This is a genomic window from Pseudomonas sp. NLJ1 (assembly GCF_049486705.1).
Taxonomy (GTDB): domain Bacteria; phylum Pseudomonadota; class Gammaproteobacteria; order Pseudomonadales; family Pseudomonadaceae; genus Aquipseudomonas; species Aquipseudomonas inefficax.
Map to the genome: position 1 here is coordinate 2,728,116 of NZ_CP137735.1, position 12,257 is coordinate 2,740,372.

A 12,257-nucleotide genomic window follows, 5' to 3' on the forward strand; every position below is an offset into this window, starting at 1 on the left:
GACGCCTGGGGCGCCGCTCTTGAACCAGCCTTTGAGGGAATCCTTTTTCACGGATCGCTACCTTTCTATCAAAGCGACGAGTATTTCTTGCGCAGACGCTGGCGAATCAGCTCGGCCAAGGTGTTCATGATGAAGGTGAACATCAGCAGCACCAGCGCGGCCAGGAACAGCACGCGATAGTGGCTGCCGCCGACTTCCGACTCCGGCATTTCGACGGCCACGTTGGCGGCCAGCGTGCGCATGCCCTCGAACAGGTTCAGCTCCATCACCGGGGTGTTGCCGGTGGCCATCAGCACGATCATGGTCTCGCCCACCGCGCGGCCCATGCCGATCATCAGCGCCGAGAAAATACCTGGGCTGGCGGTGAGGATCACCACGCGGGTCAGGGTCTGCCAGGGCGTCGCACCCAGGGCCAGAGAACCCAGGGTCAGGCTGCGCGGCACGCTGAACACGGCGTCTTCGGCGATGGAGTAGATGTTCGGGATGACCGCGAAACCCATGGCGATGCCCACGACCAGGGCGTTGCGCTGGTCATAGGTGATCCCCAGGTCGTTGGTGATCCACAGGCGCATGTCGCCGCCGAAGAACCAGGTTTCCAGGTGCGGGCTCATGGTCAGGGCGAACCAGCCGGTGAACAGGATGACCGGGATCAGGATCGCCGCTTCCCAGCCATCCGGGATGCGCAGGCGAATCGACTCGGGCAGTCGGGTCCAGGCGAAACCGGCCAGCAGGATACCGAGCGGCATCAGCAGGAACAGGCTGAACACGCCTGGAAGGTGGCCTTCCAGGTACGGGGCGAGGAACAGGCCGGCGAAGAAGCCGAGGATCACCGTCGGCATCGCTTCCATCAGTTCGATCACCGGCTTGACCTTGCGGCGCATGCCCGGGGCCATGAAATAAGCGGTGTAGATGGCCGCGGCAATTGCCAGCGGGGCCGCCAGGATCATGGCGTAGAACGCGGCCTTGAGGGTACCGAAGGTCAGCGGCGACAGACTCAGCTTGGGCTCGAAGTCGGTGTTCGAAGCGGTCGACTGCCAGACGTATTTCGGCTCGTCGTAGTTCTCGTACCACACCTTGCCCCACAGCGCGCTGAAGGAAACCTCCGGGTGCGGGTTGCGCAGGCTCAGCGGCAACAGCTTGCCGCCCTCTTCGATGATGATGCGATTGGCACGTGGCGACAGGGCCAGGATGCCAGGGCCTTCGGCGACCGGCTCGACCAGCAAGGTACGGTGCGCAGTGCTGTGGAACACGCCCAGCTCGCCTGCGGCGTCGAGGGCGACAAAGCCCTTGCGGCGCTCTTCGGCGTCGATTTGCACGACCGCAGCCTTGCCCATCTGGAAGGTGCGAATCAGCTTGAAGCGCGATTCGCCATCAGGATCACGGGCCATGAACCACTGGGCCAGGCCGCCCTTGGAATCGCCGATGATCAGCGAGATGCCGCCGACCAGCTGGGCGGTGGCGGTAATTTCGGTGTCGGCGCTTTCAGACAGCTTGTAGCGCCCGTTGAGGCTCTTGTCGCGCAGGTTGAACACGTCCGCGGTGGCGCGGCCGTTGATCACGTACAGCCACTGCTGACGCGGGTCGATGAAGATGTTCTTCACCGTTTCGGTCATCTGCGGCAGTTCGATGCGGTTCTGTTCGGTGGTGACCTCTTCGGTCATCATGTTTTCGGTGCGGGTCAGCTCGACCACCTGCAGATGCGCGCCGGTGGAGCCGGCCATAAGCAGGGTGTCGCCATTGACGTTGACGCTGACATGCTCCAGCGCACGGCCCTGCTCGTCGAGCACGAACGGCTGTTCGCCGTACGGGTAGTCGATGCTGGGAGCGATGGTTTTCTTGTTGTCCGGATAGGTGACCTTGTAGGTGTGGTGGAACACCAGCGCCTGGCCGTTGGACAAGCCCAGCACCACCAGCGGGCTGCCCGGCTGGTCGGCACTGATCGAAGTGACCTGGGTGCCTGCCGGCAGCGGCAGGTCGACACGCTTGAGCTCGTTGCCGGTCTTGGTATCGAAGAACAGTGCCTGGCCCTTGTCCGAAACGCGCATGCCCACCAGGTTCTGCTCTTCAAGCGCGATCATCAGCGGCTTGCCGGCATCCTGCTGCAGCCAGGTCGGCTCCAGGGCTTTCTTGCTGGTCAGCTCGGCGCCCTGGAACAGCGGCAGCACCACATAGGCCAGATAGAAGAAGATCAGGGTGATCGCCGCCAAAACGGCAAGCCCGCCCACCAGTACATACCAGCGGGTCAGGCGATCCTTGAGCGCGCGCATGCGGCGCTTGCGTTGCAACTCCGGCGTATTGAAATCAATCCGCACGGGCGGGGAGTTTTGGGTCATGTTGGAGTTGGCCAGATCATTCATGCGCACACCCTAGCGGTCCCGTGTGACAAAAACATTACAAAGTGGTGACGCACGAAAGCCCGCCGCTCAGTAAACCTGGCTTCGGACTGGGAATCTCGTGGAAGAGGCCGGGCAGCAGCACCGGCCTCCTCCTCAGTTACTTACTTTTTTGCGACGTTACCCGCGTGGGACAGGCCCAGGTCAGCCAAGGTCTTGTCGACGACTTTGGCCGGCAGCGGGATGTAGCCGTCCTTCACCACGACCTGCTGGCCAGCTTGCGACAGCACCAGCTTGACGAACTCGGCTTCCAGCGGCGCCAGAGGCTTGTTCGGGGCCTTGTTGACGTAGACGTACAGGAAGCGCGACAGCGGGTAAGTGCCGTTCAGGGCGTTGGTTTCGTTGTCTTCAACGAACTCACCGCCTTCCTTCTTGGCCAGGGCCACAGTCTTGACGCTGGCGGTCTTGTAGCCGATACCCGAGTAGCCGATGCCGTTCAGCGAGGAGCTGATCGACTGCACGACCGAAGCCGAGCCAGGTTGTTCGTTGACGTTAGGCTTGAAGTCGCCTTTGCACAGGGCTTCTTCCTTGAAGTAGCCGTAGGTGCCCGATACCGAGTTACGGCCGAACAGCTGCACTGGCTTGTTGGCCAGGTCGCCGGTCACGCCCAGGTCACCCCAGGTCTTGACGTCGGCCTTGCCACCGCACAGGCGGGTGGAAGAGAAGATGGCATCGACCTGGGCCATGGTCAGGCCTTTGATCGGGTTGTCCTTGTGCACGAATACAGCCAGGGCGTCTACGGCGACCGGGATGGCGGTCGGCTTGTAGCCGTACTTCTGCTCGAAGGCCTGCAGCTCGACGTCTTTCATCTTGCGGCTCATCGGGCCAAGGTTGGCGGTGCCTTCGGTCAGCGCAGGTGGCGCGGTGGAGGAGCCGGCAGCCTGGATCTGGATGTTTACGTTCGGATATTCCTTCTTGTAGGCCTCGGCCCACAGAGTCATCAGGTTGGCGAGGGTGTCCGAACCGACGCTGGAGAGGTTGCCCGAAACACCGGTGGTCTTGGTGTAGGTCGGGATCGCAGGATCGACAGCGGCTACCGCGTTGGCGGTTGCAACGCCAGCGGCGGCAAAGGTGAGGGCCGCCATCAAACGCTTCAGTTTCATGCCTTGCTCCTAGCAGGAATATTGGGGTGTTGGATGGAACGGGCCCAAGTATCTGCAGGCCGCATGAATACGATATGACTTGATTATGACAATTGGATGAAAGGCCATCATCAAAACAGGCCTGGCCTCTTCGCGGCTAAAGCCGCTCCCACAGGAATGGCACCGGCTTCAAGGCAATGCCGCACCTGTGGGAGCGGCTTTAGCCGCGAAGAGGCCAGCAGCCTTAACGCTTGTTGGCGAGCAGGTACAGGCCCACGGCCAGACCAACGGCACACAACCCCGCCACATAGTAGGCAGGCGCCATCGGGCTCACTTTCAACAGCGCAGTCACCACCATCGGTGTCAGCCCGCCAAAGATCGCGTAGGCCACGTTGTACGAGAACGACAGCCCGCTGAAGCGCACCACCGCCGGGAATGCCTTGACCATCACATAAGGTACCGCACCGATCACGCCCACACACAGGCCGGTCACCGCATACAACGGGAACAGCAGCTCGGGCCGGGTCGGCAGGCTGTGGAAGAAGGTCCAGGAACTTGCCAGCAGCAGCAGGCTGCCGATCACGAACACCCGGCCAGCACCGAAGCGGTCTGCCAGGCTGCCAGCACCGATGCAGCCGAAGCTGAGCAGCACGATCGCCATGCTGTTGGCCTTGAGCGAGTCGATAGGGCTGATGTGGTAGATGCTCTGCAGCAGTGCCGGGGTCATCAGGATGACTACCACGATGGCAGCAGACAGCATCCAGGTCAGCAGCATCGATAGTATGATCGCACCACGATGGTCACGCAGCACCGCGCGCAACGGCAGCTCCTCGGCCAGCGCCTTGCGCTGCTGCATTTCGGCGAACACCGGGGTTTCGTGCAGCCAACGGCGCAGGTACACCGAGAACAGGCCGAACACACCGCCAAGCAGGAACGGGATACGCCAGGCGTAATCGGCCACTTCTTCGGCGCTGTACACGCTGTTGATCAAGGTGGCCACCAGCGAGCCCAGCAGAATGCCCGCGGTCAGGCCCGCAGTCAGGGTGCCGCAGGCGTAGCCGGTGTTGCGCGCTGGCACGTGCTCGGACACGAACACCCAGGCGCCCGGTACCTCGCCACCGATTGCAGCGCCCTGGATCACGCGCATCAGCAGTAGCAGGATCGGCGCCAGCATGCCGATCTGTGCATAAGTCGGCAGCAAGCCCATGATCAGCGTTGGCAGGGCCATCATGAAGATGCTCAGGGTGAACATCTTCTTGCGCCCGAGCAGGTCACCGAAGTGAGCCATGATGATGCCGCCCAGCGGCCGCGCCAGGTAGCCGGCGGCAAAAATGCCGAAGGTTTGCATCAGGCGCAGCCATTCGGGCATGTCGGCCGGGAAGAACAGCTTGCCGACCACCGTGGCGAAGAACACGAAGATGATGAAGTCGTAGAACTCCAGCGCGCCGCCCAGGGCGGACAGTGAGAGGGTCTTGTAGTCACTGCGGGTCAGCGGCCGCGAGGGCTGCTCGATACTGCTCGGCACGGAAGTCATCGCTGATTGTTCTCTTTGTAGGCATGCAGGCCGCTTGGCACGCGGCTTCTGGATTGGGGAGACAAGCGAAGATAGCAAATTGCTGAGCTGCGCCGAAAGCGATACAAAATCCCTACACATATTCATGAATGCACGGTCGTCGCTGGCCGTTATGCTCTATATACTGGCAGTTCGTAGGAAAAGGTTGCTGCTAGCGTGGGATGTTGTGCGAAAACGCCGGTCTTTATGTCAGGCGGTTTCGCAGAGTTTCCCTACGGCCGCTCAGTGAAACGAAATCGGCGTAGTATGTTTCAAGCTGAATCGTTTACCCGGCCTTTGCGCCACCCCAACGAAAGCGTCACGGGTCAGAGGCCCCATCGCATGATTGAGCTCGAACAAGAAGATCCTATCCCGCAAGGTGACCTGGCCTTGCAGATCACAGCACTGCCGCGCGAGACCAACGGGTTTGGCGACATCTTCGGCGGCTGGCTGGTCGCCCAGATGGACCTGGCCGGTACCGCCATGGCCAGCCGCGTCGCCGGCGGCCGCGTGGCCACCGTGGCCATCGACCGCATGGCCTTTCTGGTCCCGGTCGCCGTCGGCGCTCAACTGTCGTTCTATACCCAGACTCTGGAAATCGGCCGCAGCTCGATCCAGATGATGGTCGAAGTGTGGAGTGACGACCCGCTGTCCAGCGAATGGCGCAAGGTCACCGAAGCCGTCTTCGTTTTCGTCGCCATCGACGGCAGTGGCCGCACCCGCTCCGTACCTCGTCGCTGAGCCACGCCGGCGGTAAACTCATTGCATGTGCCCGGGTCCAAGGCCCACTGGCAATCAATGAGATGAATGCAATGGCTACCTACCAGGTCGTAACCGAGCAACATGGCGAACTCAGCTGCTGGCGTATCAGCAACGACCACGCCGAACTACTGGTCGCCCAGCAGGGCGCGCAGATCCTCAGCTACCAGCGCGTTGGCCAGCCACCGCTGCTGTGGCTGAGCGACCAGGCCATCTTCCGTCAGGGCAAGTCGGTACGCGCCGGTGTGCCGGTGTGCTGGCCGTGGTTCGGCAACCTGCAGCGCAACCCCCAGGCCGTGCAGGCCATGTACCACGGCGAACAGGCACCCGCGCATGGCCTGGCGCGGGCGCGCGACTGGCAATTGCTGGGTATCGAGGAAACGGGCGAAGGCCTGCGCATCGAATTCGAACTACCGGAAGCGCAGGGTGACCTGCCTGGCTGGCCTCATGACGTCGAGCTGAAACTGGTAGTGGTGCTGGGCGAGGACCTGCGGCTGAACCTGACCAGCCGCAATATGGGCAACACTCCCGTCACCATCAGCCAGGCCCTGCACAGCTACTTCGCAGTCAGTGACGTGCGCCAGGCGCGGGTCGAAGGGGTCGAGGGGCTGAGCTACATCGAGACCCTGGCTGACTGGGAGCAGCGCCAGCAGCAGGGGTCGTTGGGGTTTGCAGGGGAGACTGACCGGATCTACCTCGCTACCCCACCGAAATTGAGCATTGTCGACCCGCACTGGAACCGGCGGATTACTCTGACCAGCAGTGGGTCGCGCTCGGCGGTGATCTGGAACCCTTGGACCGAACGGGCCAGGGAACTACCGGACATGGCCGATGATGGGTGGCAGCGGATGCTGTGCATCGAGACGGCGAATGTGTGGGATGACCTGGTGGAGTTGAAACCTGGGGCCAGCAGTTCGCTGGAGGTCAGGATTGGCTGTGAAATGATCTGAGTTTTGCAGTATCTGTTCGGGCCCCTTCGCGGGTAAACCCGCTCCCACAGGGTCTCCACGATATTCAAGGTTTGTGACGACCTGTGGGAGCGGGTTTACCCGCGAAAGGGCCGGTACAGGCAATCAGAGGTCTGCGTCCTCCACCACCCTCACCTTCCCCGCATCCAGCGCATAGGCCGCATCGGCCAGGTCGTTGCTGACCTTTTCCACCTTCAGCTTGCCGCTGACCCAAAGCGGTGTGTAGATATCATCGATCTTCAGGCCTTTCGGGTAGCGCACCAGCACCAACTGGTTCGGTGGTGGTGGCGGCACATGGATGCACGCTCCTGGGTAAGGCACCAGGAAAAACAGCGTGCTGTTGCCCTTGGCGTCGCTCTCCAGGGGCACCGGGTAGCCGCCCAGGCGAATATCCTTGCCGTTCATGGCAGCCACAGTCTTGGTCGAGTACATCACCGCCGGCAGGCCCTTGCTCTGCTTCAGGCCGCCCTTGTCGGTAAAGGTGCCCATGGCTTCCGGGGAGTTGTGGTCGATTTCAGGCATTTGCTCGAGTGCCTGCTGGTCCGACTTTGGCATCAGCTCCAGCCAGTCGGTTTCAGGCAGTTCGGCATGAGCCAGGGTACTGACCAACAGCAGTGAGGCGAGGAAAAAGGCACGCATGAAAATGCTCGGCAACTCGAATGAATTGCCGGGCATTCTAACCAATATTCAGCGTTTCTTGATGAATCCGTAGATCACCAGGAGGACGACTGCCCCCACCAGCGCGCCAAAGAAGCCCGCGGCCTCTCCGGCCTGATAGATGCCCAGCGCCTGGCCGCCGTAGGTGGCCAGCAGGGAGCCGGCAATACCCAGCAGGATGGTCATGATCCAGCCCATGCTGTCGTCGCCCGGCTTGATGAAGCGGGCCAGCAGGCCGACGATAAGGCCGATGAAGATGGTCCCAATGATACCCATGGCAATCCCTCTGCAGTGATGATGGAACAAGCCAAAGCCTAGACAGCGCTTTGGCTCGTTGCCATTTCAGAGGGCAAGCCGCTGGTAGAAGTTCGATCAGTTGCCGATCAGGGCATCTACTTCGGCAATCTTGCGCTCGAGGGTGGCCATGTCGTGGCAGCGCAGGGTGGCGTGACCAACCTTGCGACCAACCTTGAAGGCCTTGCCGTAGTGGTGCAGATGGCAGTCACCGATGGCAACCACCTTGTCCACCGCCGGCACTTCACCGATGAAGTTGAGCATCGCGCTCTCGCCAACCTTGGCGGTCGAGCCCAGCGGCAGGCCGGCGATGGCGCGCAGGTGGTTCTCGAACTGGCTGCACTCGGCGCCTTCAATGGTCCAGTGCCCGGAGTTGTGTACACGCGGGGCGATTTCGTTGGCCTTGAGGCCGCCGTCGACTTCGAAGAACTCGAAGGCCATCACGCCCACATAGTCCAGTTGCTTGAGCACGCGGCCCACGTAGTCTTCAGCCAGAGCCTGCAGCGGGTGCGCCTGGCTGGCGACCGACAGGCGCAGGATGCCGCTTTCGTGGGTGTTGTGCACCAAGGGGTAGAAGCGGGTTTCGCCATCACGGGCACGTACGGCCACCAACGACACTTCGCCGGTGAACGGCACGAAGCCTTCCAGCAGGCACGGCACGCTGCCCAACTCGGCAAAGGTACCGACCACGTCCTCAGGCGTGCGCAGCACCTTCTGGCCCTTGCCGTCGTAACCCAGTGTGCGGGTTTTCAGCACGGCCGGCAGGCCGATGCTGGCCACCGCGGCGTCCAGGTCGGACTGCGAGAGAATGTCGGCGAAGGCCGGGGTGGGGATACCCAGGTCGCGGAACATGCTCTTTTCGAACAGGCGGTCACGGGCGATGCGCAGCGCCTCGGCGCTGGGGTACACCGGCACGAACTGCGAGAGGAAGGCGACGGTCTCGGCCGGGACGCTTTCGAACTCGAAGGTGACCAGGTCGACTTCGTCAGCCAGCTGGCGCAGGTGGTCCTGGTCGCCGTAGTCGGCACGCAGGTGCTCGCCCAGCGGCGCGGCGCAGGCGTCCGGCGCCGGGTCGAGGAAAGCGAAGTTCATGCCCAGCGGGGTACCCGCCAGGGCCAGCATGCGGCCCAGCTGGCCGCCACCGATTACACCGATCTTCATGGGTTGAGCCTCAAGCCTGGCGCGGGTCTGGGTTGTCCAGCACAGTGTCGGTCTGCTCCGTGCGGAACTGCTTGAGCGCCGCGTGGTATTGCGGGTACTTGGCGCCGAGAATGCTGGCCGACAGCAGCGCGGCGTTGACCGCACCGGCACGACCGATAGCCAGGGTGGCAACCGGCACGCCGGCTGGCATCTGCACGATCGACAGCAGCGAATCGACACCCGACAGCATCGACGATTGCACGGGCACGCCCAGCACCGGCAGGTGGGTCTTGGCGGCGCACATGCCTGGCAGGTGGGCTGCGCCACCGGCACCGGCGATGATCACCTCGATGCCACGGCCCTCAGCCTCTTCGGCATACTGGAACAGCAGATCCGGGGTGCGGTGGGCGGAAACCACCTTCACTTCGTAGGGAATGCCGAGTTTTTCCAGCATATCGGCGGTGTGGCTAAGGGTGGACCAATCGGACTTGGAGCCCATGATCACGCCAACCAGTGCACTCATCGTCGAGCCTCTTCGCTTGTGCGCCCTTGGGCGCGTCAAAAAACAACAAGCCACGCGGGACGACCGGCGTGGCTTGTTTGCTGATCAGGACCGGACGCATCCGGTCGAAAGGCCGCGCAGTATACCGTAAGGTGGTGCGTTTAAGGCACCCCGGCGACCAACTGTCGCCCCTTATTTTTCGGGGCTTTGACTGACTTTTGGGTCAACCATCGCCGCCCCCTCGAGCTTGCGCCACAACAGCCTTACATTGGCCTTGCGCACCAGGGCGCAACGATACAGGCGGATTTCCAGTGGCACGTGCCACTGGCTGCCGCCGCAGATCGCCAGTTCGCCCCGTTCCAGTTCGCCACGCATCGACAGGCGCGGTACCCAGGCGATGCCCATGCCTTCCAGCGCCATGCTCTTGAGGCTGTCTGCCATGGCGGTTTCATAGACAGTGGTATAGCGCAGGTTGCGCTGGCGCAGCAGCAAGTTCACCGAACGGCCAAGGAAGGCTCCGGCGGTATAGGCCAGCAGCGGCACGCTGCCCTCGCCCTCCAGGTCGAACAATGGCTTGCCTTCCGCATCCACAGCGCACACAGGCAACATTTCGGTGGTACCCATGTGCAGCGACGGGAAGATTTCAGCATCCATCTGCAGGGCGGCATCCGGGTCATAGAAGGCCAGCATCAGGTCGCAGCCTCCTTCGCGTAATGCATGCACGGCATCGCCGACGTTGGTCGCAACCAGACGGGTGGCGATGTTCAACCCATCGTTGCGCAACTGGGCCACCCAACGCGGGAAAAAGCCCGACGCCAGGGAGTGTGCCGCAGCCACCTGCACCACTTCGCCCTGCCCGCCTTCCAGATGATGCAAATGGCGGAGAATTTCGCTCAACTGGTCGACAACGGTACGTGCCGTGACAAGAAAAAGCTGGCCGGCTTCAGTCAGTTCTATTGGCGTGCGGGAACGATTCACCAACTGCAGACCCAAGGCTGCTTCAAGGCTGCGAATACGCCTGCTGAAGGCAGGTTGAGTCACGAAACGCCGCTCTGCCGCCTGGGAAAAACTGCGGGTTGCTGCCAGCGCGCTGAAGTCTTCCAGCCATTTGCTTTCAAGGTTCACGAAGCACATCTCCCGGCGCGCACCAAAATGGAACACGCTCGAATGTCAATTGGCGTCACATGAAACACTATGCCGTTTGTGCATAGGTTAGCGTGCAACAGCATTGGCCGCAAAATCACCTTCAGGCCTAGGATTGGCGCCATTCCGGCATGTGCCGGGTCAAATTCGAGATGATATACATCATGTCCTCCGCTGCATCGTTCCGCGTCGAAAAAGATTTGTTGGGTACCCTTGAAGTTCCTGCAGATGCCTACTACGGCATCCAGACCCTGCGCGCTGCCAACAACTTCCACCTCTCCGGTGTTCCGCTGTCGCACTACCCGAAGCTGGTCGTGGCCCTGGCCATGGTCAAGCAGGCTGCTGCCGACGCCAACCGTGAGCTGGGTCACCTGAGCGATGCCAAGCACGCTGCCATCACTGCAGCCTGTGCCCGCCTGATCAAAGGCGATTACCACGACCAGTTCGTGGTGGACATGATCCAGGGCGGTGCTGGTACCTCTACCAACATGAACGCCAACGAAGTCATCGCCAACGTCGCGCTGGAGGCCATGGGCCACCAGAAGGGTGAGTACCAGTACCTGCACCCGAACAACGACGTGAACATGGCGCAGTCGACCAACGACGCCTACCCGACAGCCATCCGTCTGGGCCTGCTGCTGGGCCACGACGCCCTGCTGGCCAGCCTCGACAGCCTGATCCAGGCCTTCGCTGCCAAGGGCAAAGAGTTCGATCACGTACTGAAGATGGGCCGTACCCAGCTGCAGGACGCCGTACCGATGACCCTGGGCCAGGAATTCCGCGCTTTCGCCACCACCATGACCGAAGACCTGCAGCGCCTGCGCTCGCTGGCCCCGGAACTGCTGACCGAAATCAACCTGGGCGGTACCGCCATTGGCACCGGCATCAACGCCGACCCTGGCTACCAGGCCTTGGCCGTACAGCGTCTGGCTACCATCAGCGGCCAGCCGCTGGTACCGGCTGCCGACCTGATCGAAGCGACCTCCGACATGGGCGCCTTCGTACTGTTCTCCGGCATGCTCAAGCGTACCGCAGTCAAACTGTCGAAGATCTGCAACGACCTGCGCCTGCTGTCCAGCGGCCCGCGCACCGGCATCAACGAGATCAACCTGCCAGCGCGTCAGCCAGGCAGCTCGATCATGCCAGGCAAGGTCAACCCGGTTATCCCTGAAGCCGTCAACCAAGTGGCCTTCGCCATCATGGGCAACGACCTGGCCCTGACCGTCGCCGCCGAAGGTGGCCAGCTGCAGCTGAACGTGATGGAGCCGCTGATCGCCTACAAGATCTTCGACTCGATCCGCCTGCTGCAACGTGCCATGGACATGCTGCGCGAACACTGCATCGTCGGCATCACCGCCAACGAACAGCGCTGCCGTGAACTGGTCGAGCACTCGATCGGCCTGGTCACCGCCCTGAACCCATACATCGGCTACGAAAACGCCACCCGTATCGCCCGCGTTGCCCTGGAAACCGGCCGCGGCGTACTGGAACTGGTGCGCGAAGAGAAGCTGCTGGACGACGCGATGCTCGACGACATCCTGCGTCCGGAAAACATGATCGCTCCCCGTCTGGTTCCGCTGAAGGCGTAACCAGGCTGCTGTAAACAGTCTCACCAGGTCGAGGGACTAGACACCTCTCAACCTTTCCAAGGCCCGAGCCTATGCTTCGGGCCTTTTTTTTGCCTGCAAGATTTTGGGGCTGCGTTGCAGCCCATCGCGACGCAAGGCCGCTCCCACAAGAGCCCTGCGTTCACCGCTCAATGTGGGA

Annotated in this window: 11 protein-coding genes; 3 read left to right on the forward strand and 8 right to left on the reverse strand. The window is 62.1% G+C overall.

What is annotated here, in order from left to right; translation table 11 throughout:
* Positions 1 to 68: 68 nt before the first annotated feature.
* The 3 genes from R9B85_RS12225 to R9B85_RS12235 form a co-directional block, all read right to left on the reverse strand.
* Complete coding sequence (locus R9B85_RS12225) at positions 69 to 2,357, reverse strand: ABC transporter permease subunit (RefSeq protein WP_112249442.1); 2,289 nt, start codon at positions 2,355 to 2,357, stop codon at positions 69 to 71.
* 140 nt (positions 2,358 to 2,497) lie between these two features.
* Entirely contained in the window at positions 2,498 to 3,496 is a 999-nt protein-coding gene (locus R9B85_RS12230) for a phosphate ABC transporter substrate-binding protein PstS (protein ID WP_056793940.1), read from the reverse strand.
* 223 nt (positions 3,497 to 3,719) lie between these two features.
* Positions 3,720 to 5,009 (reverse strand): MFS transporter, encoded by a 1,290-nt coding sequence (locus R9B85_RS12235; protein ID WP_112249443.1) that lies wholly within the window; start codon positions 5,007 to 5,009, stop codon positions 3,720 to 3,722.
* 360 nt (positions 5,010 to 5,369) lie between these two features.
* Here R9B85_RS12235 and R9B85_RS12240 point away from each other — a divergent pair, with 360 nt between their 5' ends.
* Positions 5,370 to 5,768, forward strand: coding sequence for an acyl-CoA thioesterase (locus R9B85_RS12240; RefSeq protein WP_003253317.1), 399 nt, complete (start codon positions 5,370 to 5,372; stop codon positions 5,766 to 5,768).
* A gap of 71 nt (positions 5,769 to 5,839) precedes the next feature.
* A complete protein-coding gene (locus R9B85_RS12245; RefSeq protein ID WP_423771040.1) occupies positions 5,840 to 6,736 on the forward strand; it encodes a D-hexose-6-phosphate mutarotase in 897 nt (298 codons plus the stop codon).
* A 123-nt stretch (positions 6,737 to 6,859) separates the two neighbouring features.
* On the opposite strand, the gene R9B85_RS12250 is transcribed toward R9B85_RS12245, so the two are convergent.
* The 5 genes from R9B85_RS12250 to R9B85_RS12270 form a co-directional block, all read right to left on the reverse strand.
* Positions 6,860 to 7,393, reverse strand: coding sequence for a DUF3299 domain-containing protein (locus R9B85_RS12250; RefSeq protein ID WP_370290545.1), 534 nt, complete (start codon positions 7,391 to 7,393; stop codon positions 6,860 to 6,862).
* 48 nt (positions 7,394 to 7,441) lie between these two features.
* Positions 7,442 to 7,687 (reverse strand): GlsB/YeaQ/YmgE family stress response membrane protein, encoded by a 246-nt coding sequence (locus R9B85_RS12255; protein WP_112249445.1) that lies wholly within the window; start codon positions 7,685 to 7,687, stop codon positions 7,442 to 7,444.
* A 96-nt stretch (positions 7,688 to 7,783) separates the two neighbouring features.
* On the reverse strand, positions 7,784 to 8,866 hold the full coding sequence (locus R9B85_RS12260; protein ID WP_112249446.1) for a 5-(carboxyamino)imidazole ribonucleotide synthase: 1,083 nt from the start codon (positions 8,864 to 8,866) through the stop codon (positions 7,784 to 7,786).
* Positions 8,867 to 8,876: 10 nt separating this feature from the next.
* The gene (purE, locus tag R9B85_RS12265; RefSeq protein WP_003253304.1) at positions 8,877 to 9,368 is read right to left on the reverse strand and encodes a 5-(carboxyamino)imidazole ribonucleotide mutase; all 492 of its coding nucleotides are present in this window, start codon (positions 9,366 to 9,368) and stop codon (positions 8,877 to 8,879) included.
* Between the two features lie 171 nt (positions 9,369 to 9,539).
* Complete coding sequence (locus R9B85_RS12270) at positions 9,540 to 10,472, reverse strand: LysR substrate-binding domain-containing protein (RefSeq protein ID WP_075046777.1); 933 nt, start codon at positions 10,470 to 10,472, stop codon at positions 9,540 to 9,542.
* A gap of 182 nt (positions 10,473 to 10,654) precedes the next feature.
* On the opposite strand from R9B85_RS12270, the gene aspA reads away from it, so the two are divergent.
* Positions 10,655 to 12,079, forward strand: a complete 1,425-nt coding sequence (aspA, locus tag R9B85_RS12275) for an aspartate ammonia-lyase (RefSeq protein ID WP_112249494.1) — start codon at positions 10,655 to 10,657, stop codon at positions 12,077 to 12,079.
* The last annotated feature ends 178 nt before the right edge of the window (positions 12,080 to 12,257 follow it).

Bases quoted from the DNA above. Each gene is read 5' to 3' on its own strand.
- R9B85_RS12235 (WP_112249443.1), bottom strand. From the start codon at position 5,009: ATGACTTCCGTGCCGAGCAGTATCGAGCAGCCCTCGCGGCCGCTGACC.
- R9B85_RS12225 (WP_112249442.1), bottom strand. From the start codon at position 2,357: ATGAATGATCTGGCCAACTCCAACATGACCCAAAACTCCCCGCCCGTG.
- R9B85_RS12255 (WP_112249445.1), bottom strand. From the start codon at position 7,687: ATGGGTATCATTGGGACCATCTTCATCGGCCTTATCGTCGGCCTGCTG.
- R9B85_RS12250 (WP_370290545.1), bottom strand. From the start codon at position 7,393: ATGCGTGCCTTTTTCCTCGCCTCACTGCTGTTGGTCAGTACCCTGGCT.
- R9B85_RS12260 (WP_112249446.1), bottom strand. From the start codon at position 8,866: ATGAAGATCGGTGTAATCGGTGGCGGCCAGCTGGGCCGCATGCTGGCC.
- R9B85_RS12245 (WP_423771040.1), top strand. From the start codon at position 5,840: ATGGCTACCTACCAGGTCGTAACCGAGCAACATGGCGAACTCAGCTGC.
- R9B85_RS12240 (WP_003253317.1), top strand. From the start codon at position 5,370: ATGATTGAGCTCGAACAAGAAGATCCTATCCCGCAAGGTGACCTGGCC.
- R9B85_RS12230 (WP_056793940.1), bottom strand. From the start codon at position 3,496: ATGAAACTGAAGCGTTTGATGGCGGCCCTCACCTTTGCCGCCGCTGGC.
- aspA (WP_112249494.1), top strand. From the start codon at position 10,655: ATGTCCTCCGCTGCATCGTTCCGCGTCGAAAAAGATTTGTTGGGTACC.
- purE (WP_003253304.1), bottom strand. From the start codon at position 9,368: ATGAGTGCACTGGTTGGCGTGATCATGGGCTCCAAGTCCGATTGGTCC.